This window comes from Streptomyces sp. NPDC046977, assembly GCF_040644455.1.
In the GTDB taxonomy this organism is placed as follows: Bacteria; Actinomycetota; Actinomycetes; order Streptomycetales; family Streptomycetaceae; genus Actinacidiphila.
The window spans coordinates 47,983-70,359 of the sequence record NZ_JBEYWO010000007.1 but is presented as its reverse complement, the minus strand read 5'-3'; the positions used below and the strand labels follow the sequence as shown (position 1 = coordinate 70,359).

Annotated in this window: 26 protein-coding genes and 1 pseudogene; 1 reads left to right on the top strand and 26 read right to left on the bottom strand. The window is 70.9% G+C overall.

The annotated features are described in order from the left end of the window. Positions 1–22: 22 nt before the first annotated feature. From ABZ883_RS13000 to ABZ883_RS12985, 4 genes are all read right to left on the bottom strand, one after another. Complete coding sequence (locus ABZ883_RS13000) at positions 23–241, bottom strand: hypothetical protein (protein WP_360905671.1); 219 nt, start codon at positions 239–241, stop codon at positions 23–25. Between the two features lie 132 nt (positions 242–373). Beyond that, positions 374–703 (bottom strand): esterase, encoded by a 330-nt coding sequence (locus ABZ883_RS12995; protein ID WP_360905670.1) that lies wholly within the window; start codon positions 701–703, stop codon positions 374–376. A 91-nt stretch (positions 704–794) separates the two neighbouring features. Beyond that, the gene (locus tag ABZ883_RS12990) at positions 795–1,007 is read right to left on the bottom strand and encodes a hypothetical protein (RefSeq protein WP_360905669.1); all 213 of its coding nucleotides are present in this window, start codon (positions 1,005–1,007) and stop codon (positions 795–797) included. A gap of 348 nt (positions 1,008–1,355) precedes the next feature. After that, entirely contained in the window at positions 1,356–1,712 is a 357-nt protein-coding gene (locus ABZ883_RS12985; protein WP_360905668.1) for a DUF317 domain-containing protein, read from the bottom strand. A 217-nt stretch (positions 1,713–1,929) separates the two neighbouring features. Between ABZ883_RS12985 and ABZ883_RS12980 the strand changes: the two genes are divergently transcribed. Next, positions 1,930–2,196, top strand: a complete 267-nt coding sequence (locus tag ABZ883_RS12980; protein WP_360905667.1) for a hypothetical protein — start codon at positions 1,930–1,932, stop codon at positions 2,194–2,196. Between the two features lie 4 nt (positions 2,197–2,200). Here the strand turns inward: ABZ883_RS12980 and ABZ883_RS12975 are convergent, their stop codons facing one another. The 22 genes and pseudogenes from ABZ883_RS12975 to ABZ883_RS12870 form a co-directional block, all read right to left on the bottom strand. After that, the gene (locus ABZ883_RS12975) at positions 2,201–2,689 is read right to left on the bottom strand and encodes a hypothetical protein (RefSeq protein ID WP_360905666.1); all 489 of its coding nucleotides are present in this window, start codon (positions 2,687–2,689) and stop codon (positions 2,201–2,203) included. A 70-nt stretch (positions 2,690–2,759) separates the two neighbouring features. Further along, on the bottom strand, positions 2,760–3,650 hold the full coding sequence (locus ABZ883_RS12970) for a DUF317 domain-containing protein (RefSeq protein ID WP_360905854.1): 891 nt from the start codon (positions 3,648–3,650) through the stop codon (positions 2,760–2,762). A gap of 174 nt (positions 3,651–3,824) precedes the next feature. Continuing rightward, positions 3,825–4,661 (bottom strand): winged helix-turn-helix transcriptional regulator, encoded by an 837-nt coding sequence (locus tag ABZ883_RS12965; RefSeq protein WP_360905665.1) that lies wholly within the window; start codon positions 4,659–4,661, stop codon positions 3,825–3,827. A 48-nt stretch (positions 4,662–4,709) separates the two neighbouring features. Beyond that, on the bottom strand, positions 4,710–5,252 hold the full coding sequence (locus ABZ883_RS12960) for a hypothetical protein (protein ID WP_360905664.1): 543 nt from the start codon (positions 5,250–5,252) through the stop codon (positions 4,710–4,712). A 168-nt stretch (positions 5,253–5,420) separates the two neighbouring features. Continuing rightward, entirely contained in the window at positions 5,421–6,089 is a 669-nt protein-coding gene (locus ABZ883_RS12955) for a hypothetical protein (RefSeq protein WP_360905663.1), read from the bottom strand. Then, positions 6,089–6,574 carry a hypothetical protein gene (locus ABZ883_RS12950; protein ID WP_360905662.1) on the bottom strand — a complete coding sequence of 162 codons (486 nt, stop codon included), beginning with the start codon at positions 6,572–6,574 and terminating at the stop codon, positions 6,089–6,091. Before ABZ883_RS12950 ends, ABZ883_RS12955 begins: the two co-directional genes overlap by 1 nt. Next, a complete protein-coding gene (locus ABZ883_RS12945; RefSeq protein ID WP_360905661.1) occupies positions 6,571–7,338 on the bottom strand; it encodes a glycosyl hydrolase in 768 nt (255 codons plus the stop codon). The genes ABZ883_RS12950 and ABZ883_RS12945 overlap by 4 nt, the downstream gene beginning before the upstream one ends. Continuing rightward, complete coding sequence (locus ABZ883_RS12940; RefSeq protein WP_360905660.1) at positions 7,335–7,925, bottom strand: DUF4913 domain-containing protein; 591 nt, start codon at positions 7,923–7,925, stop codon at positions 7,335–7,337. The genes ABZ883_RS12945 and ABZ883_RS12940 overlap by 4 nt, the downstream gene beginning before the upstream one ends. A gap of 152 nt (positions 7,926–8,077) precedes the next feature. Beyond that, positions 8,078–9,034, bottom strand: a complete 957-nt coding sequence (locus ABZ883_RS12935; RefSeq protein WP_360905659.1) for a DNA cytosine methyltransferase — start codon at positions 9,032–9,034, stop codon at positions 8,078–8,080. Positions 9,035–9,101: 67 nt separating this feature from the next. Beyond that, positions 9,102–9,260 (bottom strand): annotated as a pseudogene (locus ABZ883_RS12930) (DNA methyltransferase); the annotation flags it as partial. Positions 9,261–9,282: 22 nt separating this feature from the next. Next, positions 9,283–9,861 carry a hypothetical protein gene (locus tag ABZ883_RS12925; RefSeq protein WP_360905658.1) on the bottom strand — a complete coding sequence of 193 codons (579 nt, stop codon included), beginning with the start codon at positions 9,859–9,861 and terminating at the stop codon, positions 9,283–9,285. A gap of 56 nt (positions 9,862–9,917) precedes the next feature. Beyond that, positions 9,918–11,066, bottom strand: coding sequence for a DnaB-like helicase N-terminal domain-containing protein (locus tag ABZ883_RS12920; protein WP_360905657.1), 1,149 nt, complete (start codon positions 11,064–11,066; stop codon positions 9,918–9,920). Further along, on the bottom strand, positions 11,063–11,308 hold the full coding sequence (locus ABZ883_RS12915) for a hypothetical protein (protein ID WP_360905656.1): 246 nt from the start codon (positions 11,306–11,308) through the stop codon (positions 11,063–11,065). The genes ABZ883_RS12920 and ABZ883_RS12915 overlap by 4 nt, the downstream gene beginning before the upstream one ends. Positions 11,309–11,863: 555 nt before the next feature. Then, positions 11,864–13,651 (bottom strand): TraM recognition domain-containing protein, encoded by a 1,788-nt coding sequence (locus ABZ883_RS12910; RefSeq protein ID WP_360905655.1) that lies wholly within the window; start codon positions 13,649–13,651, stop codon positions 11,864–11,866. A gap of 114 nt (positions 13,652–13,765) precedes the next feature. Next, a complete protein-coding gene (locus ABZ883_RS12905; protein WP_360905654.1) occupies positions 13,766–14,587 on the bottom strand; it encodes a hypothetical protein in 822 nt (273 codons plus the stop codon). A gap of 175 nt (positions 14,588–14,762) precedes the next feature. Beyond that, positions 14,763–16,286, bottom strand: a complete 1,524-nt coding sequence (locus tag ABZ883_RS12900; RefSeq protein WP_360905653.1) for an ATP-binding protein — start codon at positions 16,284–16,286, stop codon at positions 14,763–14,765. Positions 16,287–16,313: 27 nt separating this feature from the next. Continuing rightward, entirely contained in the window at positions 16,314–16,766 is a 453-nt protein-coding gene (locus ABZ883_RS12895; RefSeq protein ID WP_360905652.1) for a DUF6238 family protein, read from the bottom strand. A 34-nt stretch (positions 16,767–16,800) separates the two neighbouring features. Beyond that, positions 16,801–18,273, bottom strand: a complete 1,473-nt coding sequence (locus ABZ883_RS12890) for an SCO6880 family protein (RefSeq protein WP_360905651.1) — start codon at positions 18,271–18,273, stop codon at positions 16,801–16,803. Positions 18,274–18,414: 141 nt separating this feature from the next. Then, positions 18,415–19,806 (bottom strand): ATP-binding protein, encoded by a 1,392-nt coding sequence (locus tag ABZ883_RS12885; RefSeq protein ID WP_360905650.1) that lies wholly within the window; start codon positions 19,804–19,806, stop codon positions 18,415–18,417. Between the two features lie 27 nt (positions 19,807–19,833). After that, the gene (locus ABZ883_RS12880) at positions 19,834–20,523 is read right to left on the bottom strand and encodes a hypothetical protein (protein ID WP_360905649.1); all 690 of its coding nucleotides are present in this window, start codon (positions 20,521–20,523) and stop codon (positions 19,834–19,836) included. Beyond that, a complete protein-coding gene (locus ABZ883_RS12875; RefSeq protein ID WP_360905648.1) occupies positions 20,523–20,831 on the bottom strand; it encodes a DUF6112 family protein in 309 nt (102 codons plus the stop codon). Before ABZ883_RS12875 ends, ABZ883_RS12880 begins: the two co-directional genes overlap by 1 nt. Before the next feature lie 88 nt (positions 20,832–20,919). Continuing rightward, on the bottom strand, positions 20,920–22,062 hold the full coding sequence (locus tag ABZ883_RS12870) for a C40 family peptidase (RefSeq protein ID WP_360905647.1): 1,143 nt from the start codon (positions 22,060–22,062) through the stop codon (positions 20,920–20,922). Positions 22,063–22,377: the final 315 nt, after the last annotated feature.

Genomic DNA, 22,377 nt, shown 5'->3' with positions numbered 1-22,377 from the left:
GCCACGCTCAGCCGCGGTTGCCCTACCTGGGTAGCTTGCCCCGGAAGTCACAGACGGGGCACTTGTCCTCGCCCTGGACGTGGACCTCGTACCAACCGTGGGCGGCTGCGTGGAGGATCGCCTCCTCCACCGTGGTTTCGCCGCTGCGGACCGCCGCGATGGCGTCGCCGACAATCAGCCGGAGTACGGCGCTGTCGGGCGAGGGGAACAGTGGGGGCGGCATCGGCGAGTCGGTCGTCATGGCCGCAACCTATGGGTGGCCCGACTGCCGGTCAGTCGGATGCGGTGCCGTCGGGTCGGGCGCGTCGCTGCGGGACCCTCGGCCGACCGGCTGCCAGCCCTGCCAGGTGGCGGGCCTCCAGCGCGGTTGCGGTCATACCCCGGCGAGGCGGTTGGAGAGGTCCGGGGCGCTGGTGGCGACCGCGAGGGCGGCGCACAGGCCGGTCACCTCGTGGATGGTGGGGCGGACCAGGCGCGGCCAGTCGTCGGGGGCGGCGGGCCAGGAGGCGAGGAGGACCTCGGTGGTGTCCAGGCCGAGGTGGGCGGTGACGTCCCAGCCCGCGTGGGAGGCGGGCTCCCAGTGCAGGCAGATATGACCGAGCGGGAGTTCAGGGGTGCCCGCCGGGAACCAGGAGGTGTCAAGCGGTCCCTCCGGGAGGGCGGAGACGTGCTGGACCTGTGCGCCGCGCACTTCCGGCGGCATGGGCCGCACGGCGAGGGCGTGCAGCGGGTGGGCGGTGGAAGGTTGGGGTCGCGGTGAGATCGAGGCCTCCTGGACAGGTCCGTACGGAGGGTCAGGCCCAGGCGAGGGCGTTGCGGACCGATGCCGGGAGGTAGCCCTCCTGGCCGTTTTCGGCGATGAACGCCATGCCGTCGCCCACGACGACGTCGGTGCCGAGATAATGGGCGAAGGGCCAGTCGGGGTTGACGGCCAGGCGGATCGGCAGGTCGGGGTCGAGGTTCTGAAGTTGACGGAGCAGGTGGCCTACGGTCAGGCACTGGGGCACGGGAGATCTCCGAGAGCGAGATGGAGGGTGAATCGGCGCGGCTGATGGATGGTCGCCAGGCTTCGAGGCGGAGCAGGTCGCCGTGTACATGGCAACAGGCCTCCGCTGGTGCGGCTTGCTTGACGAGGTCAGGAGGTGCGGAGTCGTTGCTTCTCCGCTTGCCGTTGCGCGCGGCGCCGCAGGACCTTCGCCTTCGATCCGGTGGTGAAGGGGTGGAGTAGCAAGTGCAGCCCTTCCGGGCGTATCGGCAGGTACGGCGAGAGTTGGGGCGGGTAGTGCCGAGCATCCGGGCCGCGATGACTCCTTCGTGAGGTCGGGCCGGACGGCAGTGCGGCGGCCTGGCCGTCGTTACTGAGAGGTCCGGGGGAGTGCGCCGATGAGCGCGGCGAGGAATCCAACCACGGCCTCGGAGGGGGTGTAGGGGCCGAACTCCTGGACCCAGGGCTCGGCGTCGGCGGGGATGACCCGGACCTGCCAGACGATGCCGCGCTTCCAGGCGGCGGAGTCCTCGGGGAGCCAGCCGACGTACACCCGGCCGTCCGGGCTGGTGCAGTGCACGTTGGCCTCCGGGGTGTCGACGATCGCCCAGCCGAGCCCGCCGAGCAGTTCGAGTACCGGGCTCGCGCAGTGGTCGCTGGAGAGCCAGGCGCGTTCCTCCACGGCGGGGCGGACGACAGCCGGCAGGAGGGTGCTGGAGGCGTTCACGAGTGGGTGTCCCTTCGTTGACCTGCGGGTTTTCCCGACGTCCGTACGTTGACATGCGGCGTGCCGAAGTACGTAGTCCTTTCCGGGAAGGTGAGGTCTGCCGTGGGCGAACTGGCCGCCGAGGGGAGAAGACCGACGGGCCGGGGAATGGATCGGCGCGACCGGTTGTCGTGACCGGGTTGCGGCGCGGGGTCGTACGGAGCAGAAGGGGCAGGCCATGGAGGAGTCGAGCAGACACTGGGACGGTGCCGGGCTGGAGCGCAAGATCCGTGGCGCCGGGCGGCCGTGGACGGTGGGCGACATAGCCATGGTGGTCGACGGGCAGTGGGCCGTGGGCATCCAGGCGCGGAGGCAGCGTGGCGGGGAAGCCGTGGTGGAGCGTCGGATCGAGGACGGGCGGCGTGTCGAGCTGACGTTGGTGGAGCTGGCCCGCGCGATGGACTCCCGGTTCGGCGTGGCCCATGGCGACGAAGACTCCCGCTGACCGGTTACCTTCCGGGCCCGGTTGTGGCCACCGTGGGGCGGACAGCGGCCGACGGGGCGGGCTGGTCGGGTGGTTGGCCCGGGGCACGCGGCGCGTGCGCGGAGCGGGCGACAGCGGCCTGGGCCAGGCTGAGCGACGGTGTCCGGTCCGTGGCCACGGCGGCTTCGCGGGCCTCGATCACGTGGCTGATCGCCTGCAGGGCTATGCGGCTCTCGGCCTGCGCGACGCGCAGGTCCACCGCCGAGCTGGTGATCCGCTCCAGGTCGTGGAAGGCCGACACATGACCGGGCTGGGTGAGGGCGTGCAGGCGGTCCTGGTGGACGGCGACCGCGTTGTTCGAGACGACGAGACCCGAACGGATATGCATCGCCGAGCGCAGGAGCGGATCCTCGACGGGGCGGCGAACCGCGAGGGTTTCCAGCGCGTCGATGGGACGGCCCCGGGCTTTCTCGATCATCGCGTCGGCCTGGTCGAGTGTGGTGGCGTCGGGCATGGCGGAACTCCCGGTATTCGGAGGTGCTGCTTCGGCCAGAGGCGACGTCTCGGAGGGGCGGAGGCGGGCGTCAGCGGCTGTGCAGTGGGGCCGACGGGCTGGCCGGCGGCTTGGCCGCGGCTGCGTGTGCGAGGTTGCCCGACAGATTCTGTGCCGAAGTCGCGGTGCGACTGCGAGCGGCCACCACGCGGAGGTCGGCTGCTGTCTGCGAGGCGCGTGCGGCGCGGTGGACGGCCTGGGCGACAGCGGTGCGGCGCACGTCGAGTGGGGTCGGAGCACGAGAGATCTGAGGATCGGCGGCTTGGCCGACCGGGGCCAGCGTGACCAGGTGCTCCACCCTGCGGTTGATCTGGTGCCGCTCACGAATCGCCGGGGCTGAGTCCGACATGGCGGCTGCGGTCGCCGCGACGAGGTGGGTCGGGGTGCGGGCTGTGAAGACCGCTTCCGCGCGCGTGCCCCAACCCGGAGGACCGGCCCACAGCCTGACGGTTTCGTCATCCCAGCCAGAGAGGCGGTTGTCGATCAGAACGCCCGCTTGTCCGTCGGGGGCGACGATCTCGACAGTGCCGCGCTCGGCCGCGCCGTCGCGGGTCCAGCCGGCATTGGCCAGCGGCCGGACGGCACCAGCCCAGTACAACGACGGGCTCGTCAAGAAGCGCGCGTTGCCTTCGGTGGCCTCGGCTTCGGCGTAGTCGCGGGCCAGAGCGCTGGTGAGCCCGGCGACGATCTCGGCGGGGGTGACGTGGTTGAAGGTTGCCGTCCAGCGGGGTGCGGAGACGGCGTCCTCGGCGGCGGTGATCTTCCACAGTTCGACGTCGTCGCCGAACCAGCCGATCCGTATTCGCTGGTCGGGCGAGGTGACGAGGAGCTGGCAGGGGCCCTCGTCGGGGTAGTGGTGCGGCCAGTGACTGACAGGGGCGAAGCCAATGTCCCCGGTCCCGTTGGAGCCGGCCAGGTACATGGGGCTGACCAGTACCTCTTGATAGGGATGCTGGTCGTAGGGCTGGGTGGTCACGGTCGAGACTCCGAGGTGTAGGAGGGGAACGCGCCCGCGTGCGCAGAGGAACGAACGGCTGGACTGCACGGGGGCGCCGTGGCAACGGCGTGAAGCGGCTGGCTCTCAGTGCCACCCGGATCACCGGCCTCGGGAGGAGGCCGACTGAGCGGCCATGGTCACCGGTACGCGCGGTTGTGGTTGCGGGGCGTGGCTGAACAGGGAGCTGGGCGCGGCGGTGCTCCGCCGCAGGGCCGCTGAGGTACGGATGCCGTCCGACCCCGGCGGGATGCCCGTGTGGGTGTGCGTGGCCGCCGCGACCCGGACAGGGACGGGACGTGGTGCGGCGACGGGGTTGCTCCAGTGCTCGATGGCTGCGTAGACCGGGCCCAGTGCCCCTCCGGCTGCGGTCAGGACGTACGGATCGCCGTGGCGCGGCCCGGTGCGGGTGACCAGGCCGTCGATCTGAAGCCGGATCAGGCGCTGCCGGGTGAAGCTGTTGTCCAGTCCTGCCTGTTCGGCGATGTGGACGAACCGCATGGGCCCGCCCGCGTCGAGGACCTGGATCACGGCGGTCGAGTGGCGAAGGTGCAGCCGGCGCACGGCGTCCTCGACGCGCTCGGCACCGGCTACCTTGCCGAGCGGCAGGTGCGCGTGGGACCAGTCGGACAGCGCACGGTGTACCGAAGACAGTGCGTCGCCGAACCCACTGAGCTGGTACGGGGCACCGTGGCGATCACTGGCCCGGGTCACCAGCCCGTCGTCGTGCATCTGGGCCAGCCGCTTGCCGACGAACTGCTCGCTGACGAAGGGGAGGCGGGCGGCGACATCACGCACACGCATTTGGCCGTCCTGCTGGGCCAGGGTCTGTGCCGACCAGGTGGTCCACTTCGGCACTATCAGGGACAGTGCCTCCTCGACGCGCTGGGCGTCGACGAAGCCGATCTGGGAGGTTGCGGGTTGTGCGGGGGCGGACATGGCGGTAACTCCGTCAGGGCGAAGGGGAATCGGGCGGCGGTGTGCGGATCAGTGAAGGTCGCGCTCGGCGCGGAGACGCTGGAGCACCGTGCCGAGGCGGCGGTTGCTGACGTGGATGCCGCGGGCGCCCAGGCCTTGGCGCAGGGCTTCGCGATTGAGCCGGGGCAGCCGGGCGGCGACCTGGCGGGCCACGGCTATGAGGTCCTCATCGCCCGGTGCGGGGCGGGTTCGCCGGGCGGTCGAAGGCCGGAGGGCTGCGGGCTGGTCCAGGAGGAGGCGGACGTCCAGCAGATCCCAGACTGCCGCGGCTTCCGACTGCTCCCGGCGTTCGAGGTCAACGACTTCGGCCGCGTACCGCACGAGGTCGTCGAGGGCGTGTGCGCCGGAGCGGCAGCGCTTCCAGGCCGCGTCGAGATTGCGACGGGCGGCACGGGCATGGGCGTTCGTCGAGGCCAGGCCGTCGAGCCGCCGCAGCACGATGGGCAGAACGGGATCTCCCGAACCGCCCTGCGCGCTGTGGCACTGGAGGTCCTCCAGCGGGCGGCCGTACCGGTGCTCGACCAGGTGGCGGGTGTAGATCACGGTGGACATGGGGGTATTTCTCCTGAGGATTTCAGCGGGAGCGGCAAGGCTTGGCGGTCGGGCCGGCGGGGGAACGCGGGTCGCGGGTGGAGGGTCGTCGCTCAGCGCCAGGGGCCTCGGCGCAGAACTTCTCGGCGACCAGGTGCGCGCCGGGTCACTTCGCCCTGTCGTGGGGGTTCATTCGGCAGCGTCCATCCGGGCGAGCAGAGAGCGCACCAGAGTGGGCAGGCTGTCGGGGCCCTCGCCGATTCGGACGTGATCGGTTGCCTCGCCGAGGACGTACGCGGCGTCTTCGAGCAGGCCGCTGGAGATCTCCATGCAGGCGTCGGTGATCCGGGAAGCGGCGAGCAGGGATCGAGAGAGCACCTCGACGTAGTCGCCGGGGCTGAGGTCGGCAGCCTCGGCGGCCGTGCGGATGGCGGCCAACTCCAGGGCGCTGAACGCGAAGTCGAACTCGGCGTCCTGGTCCGTGGGCGAGGGCGCGACGAAGGCAGGGTCCGGCGGCTCGGCCGGGATGCCGCCGCGCGTGCAGATCTGGTCCACGGAGGCGGTCAGCTCGGCGAGGGACTCGGTGAGCCAGCCGAGCGCGGAAGCGTAGGACGCCAGGGTGAACAGACCGGAGGGGGCGGAAGGCAGCGGCTCCTCGACGACGAACTCTTCGAGCCGGTCGTTCAGTTCGCGGACCACCCGGGGGCCGGCGGACAGCGCGCCGAGGACGGGATGCAGGTAGGAGCGGCCGGCGGAGGTGGGGTACTCGGTCGTCAGGACCTCCGAAACGCTGCGCGCGGCGTCGGTGAGCAGCCCGGCCAGTTCGGTGCGGTCGAGGGACGCACGGTCGACGGTCATCACATGGAGGCCTTTCGGGAGGCGGCCGGGGCGGCGGGCCTGGCTGCCGCCGGTGCGGTGGCCGGGAGGGACACGGTCGGGTCGATCGCGTGGGGGGACCGGGACCGGGCCGCCTGGACTCGTGCCTCGGCCGCCGCGTCGGTGTCTGCGGGCGGGTTGGGGCCGGTGTGGTTGGTGCGGAGCTGGGCCGCGCGGTACACCGCGTAGTCCTCCCGGGCACCGGCCGCGACGAGGTAGATCTCGCGTTTGTGGGTCGAGGTGGGTGGGGCCGGGCGGAACTGGATGACCATCCGGTAGGAGACGGCCGGGTCGACGTAGACCTTGTGGTAGCCCGCGAGGCGGCCGGTCAGCGGCAGGCAGTCGCCGCTGCCGTGGACCAGGTTCTGCAGTTCCAGTAGCGCCAGGTCGCGGATCTCGTTGGGTAGTTGGCGCAGGTCCGCGATGGCGTCCGGGTGGGCGGCGAATGCGAAGCGGGCGCGACTCATATCGGGCGCCGGGGGTTCGGGCGCTGGGCTTTTCCTGCCAGCGTCGCGTTGCCCGTGTCGAGGCCGGCTTTCGGGATCGCGGAGGCACCCGATGATCGGGTGAGGGCGGCGCGGGTCAGCCGGGCGGCGGCCTCACCGCGGTAGTCCGGCGGCTGCGGCAGCGGACTGCCGCGGTCTTCCAGCCAGCGGCAGGCGGCGGCCTCGTCGGCGAAGGTGCCCTCGCGCATCGTGTACGTGTGGGCTTCGTTGTCTCCCGCTTCGATGAAGAGACGAATCGGTGTCTGAGTGGCGTTGGCGTCACGGGTCAACGTCCAGGTTTCGTACGGGGTGAAGTCCGAGGTCCAGCTGTCGAGGACCTTGTAGCGAGATCCTGACTCCCGGATCTGCTGCTCGATCCAGAGGGTGAGATCGTCGGCTGGCTTCAGGGAGTCCCCCTTGCCCTGGGCGATCCGCTCGGGCGGGCAGCCACGCTCGATCAGCCAGCTCTGGGCGAAGGCCAGACTCGCGTGGTTCGCGGTCTCGAAGGTGAACGTGCGCCCGTGCGAGTCCCGCGTGATCTTGATGGCAACGAGCTGTGGTTCACCGGGGACGCCCCAGGTCTTCGACCTGTCGTGGGCGACGAGGTAGCTGTGCGTGCTCTCCGGGGTGGTGTGGTGCTCGGCCAGTATGGTCAGGTCTCCAGCCCAGATGCTGCTCTCGGCGAGTTCGGAGGCGGCGTCGGCAGGCTCGAAGTCGGCGAGGCGGAAGTCGGGTTCGGCGATCACCGGGTGGCTCCCGTCAGGTCGGGCGCCGGGGTGGCGAGCACGCGGTGGTTGGGCCGGGTCGGGCTCGTCGTGCACGCGGCGAAGGGGCCGTCGGGGGCACGGAGATGAACCAGGGCCTGGTCGAGGTGGTCGCGGTGCCACGTCGAGGGACTGGAGAGGCCGGCCTCGGCGGCGGTGAGCTGCTGCCACGCGAGCCAGAGAGCGTGCAGCCGGGCAACGGCCTCGGGGTGCTCGTGCCACTGGTCGCACCACGGTCGGGTGGTGCTGATCTCCCGTCCGTAGACGGGCAGGAACAGGTGGTTCACCCAGTCGCGGAGCGCGGCCAGCTCGACGGCGTACGCCTCGCCGCCCAGGGCGAGGATGAACACCGAGGCCGGGGCGTCGGCCTTCTCGGCGCCGGCAGCACCTGCGGTGGAGGTGTCCGCGGTGGGCTGGGGAGTGGAGAGAGGCTCGGAGCCGAGGCGGTCCAGGATGACGCCGTGCTGGCGTACCTCCGCGATGGTCTTGGCGAGGGTGCTGGCGAGATCGTCGAGGTCGCCGTCGGGAACGCGGAACGGCTCGGGGGTGGCTTTGCTGGGGTCGGACATGGCGGTCCAAGGGAGTGAGCGAGCAGGGTGGGGGCGAAGTGCGGCGCGCTCTTCTGGAGGTCACGGCGGTGCTCGCCTCGCAGGTCGGCATGAGCAGGAGGATGCGGAGATTCCGCGGTTTGGCGCGGCCGGGGAAATCGGCTAATGGGGCGCTACTGCGCGGTGCAGCGGGGGCAGCGCGGGAAAGGCGGCGCCAACAACTGCACGGCCCGGGCCGCCTGTTGGGGGACCACGCCGTTGCCGAGCGCGGTGAGCTGAGCCGGTCGGCCGAGTCGCGGAGTGGCGGTCACCCAGCCAGGAGCCAGGCCCTGCATCCACTCCACGAAGTCGGCGCGCAGGCGTCCGGCCGCATCCGTGGGCGCTGGCGCGGGGCGGGTGAGGTTCTCCCATCGGGTGATGGCGGAGGCGTACGCTCCCCATCGCCCGTCGGTACCTCCGCTTGCGGGGCCGCCTGCGCCCACAGCGGCAGGACCACCGCCGACAGGGGCGGACGCCGGCCCTTGTCCGGACGGCGGCCTGGGGTGCCGGTGCCGGTGTCGCTCGCCCTCCGGGTGGGCAGCAGCGACGCTGCCGTACTCGGCAGCGTCATGTCCCCCTTGCCATGACGCTGGTTCGGCGAGCCCTTGGTCCCGTCCGACGCCTTCGGCGTGGGCAGCAGCCACTCCACCTCGTCGGCCAGGTTCGGGCCGTGGCCACCGCTCTTCCTCTTCGACGGGTGCTGGGAGCCGCCGTTCCTTCCGATGTTGCTCGTCGGGGTCTTGAGCAGGGCGCTCGGCGGGCCAGGCGGCGAGGAAGGTGCGCTCGCGACGATGGGGGGCTCCGACGTCGGAGGCACGAAGCACGAGCCACCTCGCGTCGTACCGGAGGTCGGCCAGGGAGCCGAGTACGGCACCGAGTGCCCGCACAGGAGGCTGGGTTGGGTCGTCTCCCAGACACCACGGGCAGAGTTCCACGTCGCCAGGGGAACCGGCGGGCGAGGTGAGGAGGCCCCGGACATTCTCGATCACCACCAAGCAGGGACGGAGGGCCTCGACCGCACGGGCGACGTGCAGCCACAGCCCCGAGCGGGTGTGGGGGTTGAGTCCGGCCCGGCGACCGGCGACGGACACGTCTTTGACAGGGGAAACCGGCCGTCAGGACGCACACCCGAGGCACATCAGCCCAGTCGACGGCGGTGATGTCCCCCAGATTGGGCACGCCGGGCCAGTGCCGGGCCAGGATGCGCGCGGCGTCGGGGTTGATCTCGGCGTGCCAGGCTAGGGTGCCGCCGAGCGCGGTCTGGACCCCGAGGTCCAGACCGCCGTAACCCGAGCAGAGCGAGCCGATCAACGGCATCCGCGTTGTGGTGTTATCCATGTCACCGGCTACGTGCGATTCGGTCCGAGGGGGCCGCCACCGCAGTGGCGACGCCGGGCGGCGGCGTCCCCGGAGCGGGTGTCGTGGACCGGCTGCGGGCAGCCTGGAGCCGCGCCGACGGGGGAGAGACCATCGCCGAAGCGGAGTGTAGGGAGTTGGCCACGTCGTGCAGGGCTGCGTCGGCGGTGGTGAGTGCTTCTTCCATCACCCCTACGGCTGCCTCCCGGGCATTCCTGGCGTCGGGCTGGTCGCGTAGATGCTCGGTCTGCTTCAGGAAGGCGAGCTGGTGGGCCACCGCTCCCAGCGCGGAAGCCGCTTCGCCCGCGGGCGCTACGGCGGAGGCGAAGTTGGTGATCACACGAGCGGTATGGGGCGCTTGGTCTTGGTTGACGGCGCGGAAGAGGACCTCGTTGCCCAGATCGGTGACCAGCTGTCCGAGCTCGGAGATCTGGCGTGCGACGGCGACGACATCGGGTGAACGGTGGGGATCCTCCGGCACCGGCAGTTTGCCGCGCTGGGCGTCGAAGGCGGAGGCCGTGGCGCGCAGGGCCAAGGCGTCGGTGAGCGGGGTGTTGTCCACGGGGCGCTCCAAAATGGGGGACGGTCGGATGGGCTGGGTTGGTGGGTGAGGGCGGTTCAGCCGTGGGTGCGCGAGGGCGGTCGTGCGGTTGATGGCGTGGAGGCTGGGGCGGGGCACTCTGAGGGCCGTGCGGCCGGTGGTGTGCTGCGGGCGAGGGCGGCGTGGATCCTTGCCGTCGGGGGCCCCTCGGTCGGTGGAGCGGGGTGGCCGTTCGCGGTCTGCCAGCGGGCGCTCACTTCGTCGAGCGGCCCGAGCGCGTGCAGGGCGTGGCTGATGAGCCTTCCGGGGGCCAGGCTCTCGTTCTCGGACAGGGCGCGGATGGCGCGGGCGGAAGCGGCGGCCGTGCGGGCGACGGAGGAGCGCAGGATCTGCTCGCCGAGCCACTCGGCGCTTCCGGCGCCGACGCCGTCGGAGATGGCGGCGAGCTGTTCGCTGGTCAGGGTGCCGTCGGCGAGCAGACCGCGCCGCTGGGCTTCCCACAGCACCGTGATCCGGTCGATGGGTTCGCCGCGGTGATGCAGTGTGCCCAGGCAGCGGTAGAGCTGGCTGTGGGTGGGGCTGGCGAAGTCGCCCGGTCGCAGCCAGCCGACGACCTCGTCCATCGCCTTCGGCCGCTCGACCAGGACCGCCAGTAGGAACTGTTCGTCCTCGGCGACCTGATCCGCTCGTTCCGGCGGTGACTCGACGGGAGTTGTGGGGGGCGGTGTGGCCGGGGCGACCGGGCGGGGTTCGGACCCCCAGCGGCGCGCGAGGTCCCCGAGTACCCCGGTCAGGACGTCCGCATGATGCAGCGCTCCTTTCACCTCACCTTGGAGGGCGTCAGCGCGGGCCGCTTGGTGGAGGCGGATCGTGTGCTCGGTCACGGTGCGGTGAATTGCTCCTTCCAGCACCATCCGGCCGTACACAGGGGCGTGGGCGGGGCGCGGGCAGGCCGCAATCAGGATGTGGGGGTATGAGGCGCTCAGACCCCGGACGTGGTTACTGGCCTCGTTGACCGCTTCGGTCACCCAGGACAGCGGCACCGGTTCCATGGCCGCCACGGCGGGGTGGCCTTCGGTCCGGAGCTTGCGCAAGGCGGCGAACAGTGCCTGGTGAACTGGCCGGTAGAAGTGATCCGGCGCGAGCCACTCCAGGTGCGCGAGCTGACCGGGGTCGAGCAGCACCGAGCCGAGCACCGCCTGCTCGGCACTCAGCAGCGGGTTCATCGCTGCCACCTGGGGCGGGGGGCCGGCGGATCGGCCTGCTGCGAGCGGAGATCGGCGACGGCTTGGTCGGCGGCGGCCATCGCGTCGGCGAAGCGATCCAACTCGCCGGTGAGCGTCGGATCGGTGGCGAGGATCGAGCCGGGACCGATGGCCAGCCACAACTGGCCGGCGTGCCGGACGACTGGTGACCGGGCGAGGCGTTCGGAGCGCGCCGGTGGGGAGGACGGAGTGCGCGAGGACACGAGGGGACTCCTGAGCAGGTAGAGGGAGGGGCAAGCCGTGAGGTCGACGTCGGCCTGGACGGGGGGCCGGAGCGGCAGGACCAGGGCGAGCAGCCGTCCGGATCGCCGGTCTCCAGTTCGGCGTTCGCGAGCGCGTCGAAGATGTCGCCCTGGCGTCCGGACCGCTCGTGGGCGGTGGCCCGGTCGATCGGTGCCTGACCCAGAGGCTGGCGGTTGTGGTGCAGATACGCCTGCACTGCCGTCGTGACATCCCCTGGCTGCCAGTGGAGTTGAGGATGTGTAAGGGCATCGACGCGAAGTGCTTGGAGGGGTCGAGCGCGCCGGATCGGATGTTGCCGGAGGACACCCGCAGGACCGGGATGCCGACGGGCTTTGCGATCTCCCGCCCGATCCGCTCGATCCGGTCGAGACAGTCGTAGATGGCGCGGGGCTCCCAGCCTGTGTCCGCGAAGATCGCCACGTCCAGGCCGGGCAGATGGCCCGCGCCTGCCATGAGCAGCAGACACGTCGACTGGACTCCGGCACCGAGCGAGAGCACGTTGGGCGTCGGGGCGTTCATGCCGACAGCCCGAAGTCTTCGTGCCCCGGGGACTTGGCGATGGCCCGCTCCGTGATGGCTTTCGTCGCGCGGGCCGAGGCCGGACCGATCACCTTGGCGGTGGGCTGCTTGTACCAGGGCCGCAGGTCGAGTATTGCCACCCGGATGCCGGTGGCGAGCAGCAGCGCATTCCCCTTGGGGAGGGCGCGGATCGCGTCGGGGGGCAGGGTCCGCTCGGTGCGCAGGCTGACTGAGGTTGACTTGCCGCTGTCGCTGGTCGACACCGATGTGGTCTGCACGTCGTGGTCACCGACTTGCCTGCTCAGTCGGTCGGCGAAGTCGGCGTCGTCGATGCCGCTTCCGATGATCTTGATGGTTGCGGCGGACCAGAGGGCGTCCATGCCTGCTTCACCCCAGCAGCGCTGGCCCTGTCGGTAGGACTGCAGGATCGTCATCGGGATCACGCCCCGTGAGCCCAGGTGGCTGTACAGGTCGGGGAGATCGGAGATCTTGCAGACGTTGGCGGCTTCGTCGAGGACGCACAGGGCGGGCGGGTCGAGCCGTCCGCCGGAGCGCTCGGCGACGACCACGGCCGCGCGCATCACCGCGTCGGCCGCCGCTGCGACGATCGCCGATGCGGAGCCACCGCCGTCCTTGCTGAGCAGGTACAAGGTGTCGCGGGAGGTGGCGAACGCGGAGGGTTTGAACTCGGCAAGATGCTCGCTGGGGGTGACCCAGGCGGCGACGTCCCGGTCGAGCAGGCAGCTCGCGTACTGGCGCGCGGTCTCATAGATGCCGTCCCGCGTTTCCGTGGCCCCGCTGACGGTTCCATGGAGTTGGGCGGCGACCGCTTCGTGGCCGGCATCGGTGAGGAGGTCCACCGGCGTGCGGTCGGCAGGGGAGGCGAGCCAGGCCAGGACGTCGGTGATCGGGCGGCGGTGGCTGGCGGCGGCCAGGAACAGTGCGCCCAGAGTGTTGCTCGCGGCGGTGGACCAGAAGTCGGAGCCGCTGGAGTCGTCGACGCTGGCGGCGACGAAGTGCCCGGCAAGGCGTTTCGCCCCGGCCAGATCGTGGGCGTCGGCCAGGATGTCCCACCACATCTCGCGAGGGTGGTGGGCGATCTGCTGCGGGTCGAGCGTCCAGATCGTTCCGGCCTTGGCGCGGGCCTCCACCGTCGCGGTGAAGGCGTCGTTCGCCGCCTTGTTCGAGGTCAGCAGTACGGGGCCGGGAGCGGCGAGGATCGCGGGGATCGCCAGTCCGGAGGTCTTGCCGGAGCGAGGGGCCATGATCGCGACGATCACGTCCTCCCAGGAGGCGTGGACCTCGGCTCGGCTTGGGGGGTGCGTGCCGAGGAGGATGCCGCGGTCGGCGGGAGCGACCTTCTTCGGTTTGAGATCAGACAGGCTCGGCCGCAGGTTCTTCGCCCTGGCGGTGATCTGCTTGTCCAGCAGCGGGGCGAGATCCTGCTTGCGGGCGAGGCTGTTCTTCGCACCGCCGCGCATCCGCAGCCACACAACCAGGCCGGCGATGCTGAGGCCGACCGAGAGTAGTCCCGGGACGAGCCGCACGCCGATCAGCAGCGTGGTGGAACTCAGGTGCGGCCACAGTACGTCGGGGTGCAGCAGCGCGTCGGTGGGCCTCAGCGGCACCCAGGGTCCGGCGCCGAGGAGAGCGTTGGTGAGGTTGCCGGTCAGCCAGGCCAGGGAGCCGAAGCCCATGGCGGCGCCGAAGACTCCGAACATGAGGTGGAGGAGCGCGTCGGAGCCGGTGGTGGTTGAAGGCACGTTGGTACGCGGAGCGGGCATGGCGGATCCAAGGAGGAGAGCGGACAGGGCGAGGCGGGCCGCGCGGTGCTCTTCTGCTGGTCATCGGGGCAGCTCCTGTTCCGGGAAGGGGGCGCGGTCGAGGTCAGGCCGAGGTCATCGAGTGCGCGGTATCGGGGTAGCGGGGCGCTGGTCGGTCGTTGGGGCGTCGCGGTCGCGGGAGGGCGTGGTCCGCTGGATGGCGGCGTGAGGGGAAGTACCGCGGGCGGCTCGTTGCCGTTCAGCTTCCGGGCTCGGGGCGGCGGGAGGCTTGGTGTCTGTGATCGCATCGCTGGCGAGGGCGCCGCTGAGGTCCCCGGCCCGCGGGAAAGGCACCTTGTCGTGGCACTTGGGGTCGCTGGGTTCCCCAGGGCACGCGGCGATCGTGTTCTCGGCGACCTCCAGCTGCTCTTGGACGTCCCGCAGAAGGCGGGTAGCGGTGGCCAGCCGTGTCCGCGTCTCGAACGTCGGGTTGTTGTGCGGGTTCTCGAATGCCAGACGGGCTTGGATCCAGGTGGCCGCTGCGGCGACGAGTTCGGTCAGCTGTGGGAGTGCCCGGAGCAGGGCTGCGCTGAGTTCCTCGGTGATTCCGGTGGCTTCATGGGGTGTTGCGGTCTCGGTGAGCCCGTCGGTCATCCCCGGGACGGAGTGCGGGTCGGCGGACAGAATGCCGAGCTGATCAAGACGGGCGTCGATGGCGACGAGCAGACTGGGGAGACTGCCGCCGTGCTGGGCGTGGGGGCCGTCGGGTTCCGAGTCGTAGATCACTTCGTGGACGGCGGAGTCGTCGGGGTGCCCGCGGGTCACCAGCCAGCTTTTGGGATGCCCGGGCGGGTGGTCGGTCGGCGGTTCCTGGGGTGGCGAGATGATCAACGAGCTGCCGTCGGGGAGCTCGGCGTGGACGATGTAGTCGCTGAGGCCGTACTCGACAGTGCACACCAGGCCGCGCTGCCGAAGGAGTGCGGCGAGGTGGCCGTATCCGTGCTCCGGTTCTGAGGTGCCGGCAGTTGCTTGTCGGGGGAGAGGGTTGCTGATGCGTACGGTGATGGGTGTGTCCTCAGGCTGGAGAGGGACCGGGGGTCGATTGGGATACATGGGCTGTCTGGACTCGCTTCTACGATCGCCAGTTGATCTTGGTCACCATGCGGGCGTCGGTGTCGAACAGCTCGCGCTCGGCCGGGTGCAGGATGTGCTGGGTGATGAAGCTGCGGCCCGCGACCTTCCACAAGCCTCGGCCCTTTGTGAGGGCGGCGACGGCCTGGGTCTCGACGCCTGTCAGGCCAAGGAGTGAAGCGGCAGCGGCGAGTTGGTCGGTCTCCTGGCGGTAGATGATGCGGGTGCTGCAGTCGGCGAGGAGGCCCTCGGCCAGCACTCGGCCGCGCGAGCCGGCGTCGCCGGCGCTCAGTAGATCGCTGAGGCGGTGGATGACCATCAGGTTGGCGATGCCGAGACCTCGGCTGAGCTTCCACTGGCTCTGCATGCGCTCCAGCAGGCCGACGTGCCTCATGACGCGCCAGGCCTCGTCGTAGATGACCCAGCGTTGGCCGCCGTCTGGGTCTGCGAGTGCGGACTCCATCCAGGCGCTCGCGCAGGTCATCGCGAGGACCAGCGCGGTGTCGTCGCCCGAGCCACCGAGCCGGGAGAGGTCGATGGACAGCATCGGGGCGGTCGGGTCGAAGGCCACGGTCGACGGCGCGTCGAACATGCCGCTCAAGTCGCCGTGGACCAGCCGGCGCAGGGCGTGCGCGAGGTCTTGCGCGGCAGGCCCCATGTGCCCGTCTTGGTCGCCGAGGGCCCGGTCGAGGCGCTCGGGCGAGCCGAGGGTGTGCGCGATCTCGCCGAGCAGGGGCACGGTGCCACCTGCCTCGGCTTCGGCGACGACGAGGTCCAGCGCGAGATCGAGGGCTGTGTGTTCCATCGGCTGGAGATCGCGCTTCAGCACGGTGCGGGCGAGGCCGGCCAGGAGCAGGAGGCGGCGCTTGCGGACCTCGGTCGACCAGTCGTCCTCGCTCACCGAGGCGGGCCGGGTCGGGGCATCCAGGGGGTTCAGCCTGCCTGGGAGTCCGGGGCCAAGCGCGATGGTGTAGCCGCCGAGAGCCTGCGCGACGGCCGTCCACTCGCCCTTGGGGTCGCAGGGCACATAGACGCGGTAGCCGTGGGCGATCGCCCTGGTGGCTATGGACTTGGCCAGAGCGGACTTGCCCATGCCGATGATCCCGGCCAGAACCGCGTTGGGGTTGGTGAAGCCCTCGATCCGGCCGCTGCCGTACAGCGAGAAAGGGTCGTAGCAGAACGCGGCCTCCGCGTGGACATCGCGGCCGATGAAGATGCCCTCCGCGCCCAGGCCGCCCTCGGCGAGGAATGGATAGGCGCCGGACACAGTGGCGGTGGTCATCCGGTGGGTGGGCAGGCGGAGCTTGCCGCCGCGTGCCGAGGAGGAGCCGGGGCGACCGGACGGCGAATAGGCCGGCCGCAGCTCCGCGTCGAAGGCATCCTCGTTGCGGCGCTTGGGCGTGGCTCCGGCGAGGCGGGCCTGGCGCCGGGCCTCGGTGAAACCGGCGCGGGCGGCGTGCTGCTCGGCACGTGATGTCTTGTGGGGGACGAACAGGTGGGAGGCGGTGGCGCGGGTGCGGGGCATGAACATTCTCCAAAGACGGAGGCAGGGTCAATAGCGGACGAGGCCGGTGAACGGCGTGTGCAGGTCGGCCGGGGTGGTGCGGCGTCGGACCAGGTGGGCGGCGGCTTGGTGGCGCTGGCAGATGGTCAGTTCAGGTGCGCCTTCTGGCAGGCCGGCCTGGCACGCTTCGCGGTCGGGGACCTCGCTGGAGCCGGGCCGGGGGGCCGCGTGGTAGGCGGCGTGGACGTGGTCGGCGGCCTGCCAGATCCGTGTGCGGGCGGCGCGGAGCTGGTCGCCCTCGATCGGCACGAGTTGGCCGGTGCGGGTGGCGTGGGCGTCGAGCAGGCCGTACAGCGAGACGAGGTGGGCGTGCAGGGCGTCCAGCTCGGCCCGGGTGGTGACGAGAGGCCCGCCCGGCACGTTGAGCGCGCGGTGGAAGTCGAGCGCGGCGGTGGCGAAAGGCACGAAGTCCTGCGTGGTCGGGCTGGCGGTACGGGACATGGCGGTGCTCTTTCGGAAGGGAGGAGGGCCGGCATCAGACGGCGAGGGCGAGCGGCATGGCGGCGGCGGTGAACGCTTCGGCCTGCTGCCAGATGAGCGGCCGAAGGTCGAGCTGGGCGCCGACCGCCGCGGTCTCCACGACCGCGCAGGCGGAACGAAGCTCCTCCTCGGAGTCGGCCGAGACGGTCAGCAGGCCGGTCAGGGAAACATCCGCGTGGCCCGCGATGAGCTGCCGCTCCCGGGACTTGATGTCCTGGTACTCGATGGAGTCCGCTTCGGAGTCGACCTGGCCGCGCCGCGCCCGCTCGGCGGCGTCCGCGATCACGCCGGCCTTCTTGCGCTGGACATCACGCAGGGCGGCGTCCAGTCCCTTCGGCTCGTAGGACAGCGACAGGGTCCGCCGCACCCCGGCAGTGAACAGCAGCTGGTGCAGGAAGCCCGCCGATGTCTCGGTGCGAGGCCAGTTCTCCACCCAGTACGTGGAGTGGACGGCGGAGTCGGTCGCGATGTGGTCCGACTTCTCGACGACCACGACCGGGCCGGCAGCGGCGGGGTCGGCCTCGGGGCGCCCGGCGGAGGACCAGCGGTCCAGTGCGGCCAGCGATTTGGGGTCGTATGCCGTTCGGACGAAGGCCGCGATCTCGGGGGCGGTGAGCCATCCGGTGGGGTTGAGCCCGGCGGTGCGCGCGGCCTGGTCGTAGGTCGAGGTCAACTGCCCCAGGACGCTGAAGGACCCGGTCAGGCCGCCTCCGGCCTGGTTGATCAGGCGCCTGGCGGCTTTGGCGTCCAGCGAGATCGCGACGTACGCCTCGTGCGGAGCCGCGGCCGGGCCCGCGCTGCGGATCAGCTCGCTGTAGATCTGGCCGGCCACCGGGGCATCGGGCCGGCCGTGTTCTTCCCAGTAACGGCGAAGGGCGTCGCCGGAGTCTGGCACGGTGCGTTCGATCACCTGGATCCGGGCGACCTGACCGGTGCGGGCCAGTGCGGCCAGCGCGCGCCCCCAGCCGCTGACGTTGGCGTTCTGGGTGCCTGGGTCGAGCAGCGCGTAGGCGCGGGAGGACACCTTGACCACGGCGGTCAGCGTGCCGGTGTGGGGGTTGTGGACCGCGCCGTACCGGCGGTCGGGTGCGGTGACCACGCGCAGGCTGGCGGCGGTACCGGGCAGGTGGAGGAGTCCTTCCCGGACCGGGCGGCGGGAGGGCCGGGCGAGCCAGATCAACTGGCCCCGCATCCGGCGGAGCGCGTAGCGGGTGAGGATCGGAGCCCAGTCGGCCAGGGCCCTGCCTTGGTGGCGGACGAGGACGAGCGCCGCGATGGCGGCCCACAGCGGGATGAGTTCGAGAGCACCGACCACGCCACGGGCCAGGATCACGGAGAGCAGGAGCAGGCCGGCCAGGCCCACGACGATCAGTTGCGGGGCGGTGAGGCCGAGCAGGATGCCGCGCCTGCTGCGGTGCGGGAACTTCACGGTGGCCGTGGTGGCCTCGGCTTGGGCGTTGTCAGACATGGCGGTTCCAGACGGTGGGATCGGGCGGGGAGAGGGGGAGGCGTGGCGCTCTGCTGGAGGCCGTCGCAGGACTCCGTCCCGTGGATTCGGGGAAGGGGGGCGGGCTGGAAGGAAGCAGCCCGCCCCCCGGGTGGTGGTGGGTCAGGACCCGGACGGCGGCTGGTTGGGGTAGACCCAGCTCGTCGGGGTGGGGGAGCCGGTCGCCGACGGATCGGTGGAGGGCGGCGGTGCGACAGGACCAGCGGCTGGCACGGCACCCACGCGGGTCAAGCTGCCGCCCGGAAGCGACACACCAGCGGGCTGGGCAGTGGAAGGACCGTTCTCCGCGGAGCCTGCTGCTTCGGCGTCGGCAGGCCGGGTGATCAGCGCGGGGATGCCGGGGTGCTGGATCAGGGCACGGCCTTGGTCGCCGGCGGCGTTCGGGGCCTCGCCGTAGCGGAAGCTGGTTCGCGGCTCCGGAGGGCCGGCGTCGATGCCGTCCTTGCTCAGGGTGCCGCCGGTGGCGTTGATACCGGAGGCGACGCCATCGCTGCCCGCGCCGGCGACCTGGCTCGGCCCCTGCGGAGCCGGCGCTCCGGTACCGGCCTGTATCGCCAGGCTGCCCGCGGTCTTCGCGGCGCCTGCGGCGATCGCCAGGCCGGCGATGCCGCTGCGGTGCAGGTCGCTGTGGGCGCCGCCGTCGCTGGCCCAGTGGACGAACTTGTAGGTGACGAAGGGGCACAGCAGCACCAGGGCGACGATGACGAGGCCGGCCATCGCGTCGGCGAGGGCGGACAGGCCGTCCTTGGCGTCGGACTGGCCGACCGCCGTGACGCCGGTCAAGAGGACAACCGTCATCAGAAGCTTGGAGGCGATCAGGGTGGCGGTGGCCTCGGCCCAACCACGCCGCCACCTGCTGGCGACCTCCCAGCCGCCTCCGGCCCCGGCGAAGATCGCGAGCGTCACCATGACCAGGACGCCGACCTTGCGGGCGACCATCACGCCCCAGTACAGGAACGCGCCGATCGCGCAGCCGAGGGCGACCAGGGATGGAACGGCCCAGCCGAGCCCGTACATCGCTCCCAGCTGGTTGACCTTGATGATGCGGCGGATCGCGTCGTCCACGGAGCTGTTGGCCGCTTGGAACAGGCCGTCGGACAGGGCGTCGACCACTGTGACGGCCACGGAGGTGAAGGCGACAGAGCAGAACGAGAAGAGGACGCCCGTCATGGTGCCGATCGCAGCTCGATAGAGCGCTCGTTCGTCGCGACGCCAGGCCGCGAACATCAACTGGAGACAGAACGTGCCGACCGTCAGGGCGAGCCCGATAGGTAGCAGCAGCTCGTAATTGTCGCGGAACCAACCAGCGTTGAGATCGATGGCAGTGGCGTCGTTGACGGCCTTCGCCGCGAGTGCGGCCGCACTGGCGGCCAGCTCACCCGATGACTTCGCGATCCACGCCCCGACTCCGTCGGTGACGGTACCCGCGGGGTTGGACGCGAAGTCCACGGCGTCGCAGACAGCGTCCATCAGCGGAAGGTCACAGACTCCCATGGCAATAACTCCCTTCCGGAATAGAGGTCAGGGCGCGACGGCCGGCAGGACACCGGCCAGGGCGCAGGGTCGGGAGGGGCGGCACTGGACCGCGAGGGTGGTGACGCGGTTCTCGGCGCCACCGTGGGGCGAGCCGTTCCAGGCGATCGACTGTTTGCCGGAGACCGTTACGGCGTAGACGTACGCGGTGGTGAGCGCCCCGGGGTCCGCCTGCAGGGCCTGGGTGAACGCGCCGGGGAAGTGCGCCTCGCTCACGTTGGCGGTGGCGAACTGGCCGCCTGCGGCCATCCGCTTCCACAGCGTGCGCGAGGGGATCAGCGCGTCGACCGACGCGGTGTCGGCGTACTTCGTCTCGCTGGTCATCCACCCGTGCAGGGCGACCATCCACTCGGGCTGGGAGTAGGCCCGGGTGTCGTAGGACCACAGCGCTGCGGCTGTCGCATTCCCGAAGGCGATCGGGTCGTGCGTCGACGGGTGAACGGGAAGGACGCCGCGGCTTCCGTGTGAGGGTGACGAAGCGGAGGCGGAAGCGGTCGGGGAGGAGGGGGAAGCCGCGCTCGCGTGCAATGCGGGTGCCTTGGAGGACGCCCTGCTGTCGCGGGTGAGGTAGGCGGCCAGACCGGCGAGGGTGACGAGCACCACCAGGACGGCGGTGCCGAGCAGCGCTCGGCGGCGCACGCGGGATCCGCCGCCAGGGTTCGTGGTACGGGGCAACATCAGTGGACCTGGCTCCCCAGCGTGCTGAAGAACGCCACCACACCGTTCGCGGCACCCAGCAGAAGGGCCGCGCCAGCGCTGACCAGCACGCCCTTCTTGCCGTTTGCTTCGGCCTGGTGGCCGCCGGAGTGGTGGCCCCAGGCCCACACACCCGCGCTGACGGCGAGCGCACCGACCACGGCGATGATCCCGAAGAGGTTGATCGAGCCCATCACCTGCTTGAGGACCGCCAGACCCGGCAGACCACCTTCGTTCGGCTTGATCCCGGGGTCGTAAGCGAGCCGGATGACCTTGTCGGCGAGGTACATGATTGTGAACTCCAGTTTGATTCGGTGCAGGCCAAAGCCCGAGGGGGCGAAGCGCCGGTACAGAAACGGGGGAGGGGAGAAGCGCCTGTCAGACGATTTGGCGGGCTGCGAGAATCTGCGGCTTCCAGGACGCGAGGGTCGCCAGGCGAACCACGTCGCCGGTGTGCGGGGCGTTCACGATCAACCCCTGGCCGACGACCATCCCGACATGTTCGGGGACTTCGACAGTCCCCTCGGTGAAGACGAGGTCACCGGGCCGGAGAGCGCCAACCGACACCGGCTTGCCCTCCTTGACCTGCGTGTACGTCGTCCGCGAGAGAGTGACCCCCGCGGCCTTGTACGACTGCTGCATCAGAGAAGAGCAGTCGCAGCGCCCCATCGGATCGAGCCCGTGCGAGTCGACGCAGCTCCCGCCCCACTGGTACGGAGTGCCGAGCTGGCCGAGCGCCCAACGGATCGCCGTCCGGACCTTTGGCGGAGCATCATCCGGAATCTGGTATCCGGCCGGCACAGCACCGGGCGGGATGACCCCGAAGCCGGTGCCGTCCCCGCCGACCGTACAACTGCCCGCGCCACTCGGCGGAGCACCGGCCGTGCTGCCCGAGCCGGACGGCGAGGGACGCGGCGACGTGCCGCCGGCCTTCGACAACAGCGGCTCGATCGCCTGCTGCAAGGCGGTGGCCAGGGGCTCCCACTTTGCGTAAGCCTCGGGGAAACCGGACTTCTGCACCGCCTGGGCGGCCTGGGCGACAGACAGGGACTGCCAGCCCGAGACCTTCTCCAGCGCCGCGTAGAACCTCATCGAGGCATGCACCGGATCCAGGATCTCGTTCGCGGTTCCCCATCCCTGCGACGGCCGCTGCTGGAACAGGCCCAGTGAATCGCGGTCGCCATACGTCAGATTCCGCAAGCTGCTCTCCCGCAGGGCGCTCGCCAGGGCCACGACCTGGCCCCGGGCCGGGATGTTCATCGCGACGCCAGTGGCTTGGATAATTTTGGCATTGGGGATCTGCTCCGCAGGGCCTTCCAGGCCTGGCACGGACACCGTGCCCTTGCCGCCGCCGTCCAGGATCGCCTTCACCTGTGCGGCAACGGCTGAGGTGTCCACGGCTTGGGTAGCGCCGTTCGAGCAGGAGGCCGTCGCGGTCCCGGTCCCGACGGCGAGGATCGGAACGGCCAGCAGAAGCGGACCGGAGGCGAAGAGACCGACGACTGCTCCGGTGGTCTTCATCGCCGCCGCCGTTCGCCGGGGCGGACAGCCCGGCTGGGCAGGGGAGCTGGGTCAGGGTGTGGGTGTATCAGGACGTGCTGCATCGCAGGGGCTCCTCGCGATTCGTAGGAGGCGCGGTGCCGACTTCTCGTGCAAAGCCGCCGGCACCGTGCCGATGTGCATCCGCCTTTCAGGGCGGGCCCGGGTCAGGGGAGTTGGTAGCTCCCGGATGCCGGTTTCAGGTCATGCGCGGCAGCCAGCCGCGCTCGTAATCTCAGGCGGTACACCGGATCTCCTGACGGCTTCGGGAACGGGAGAGGCAATGCGCCTCCCGCG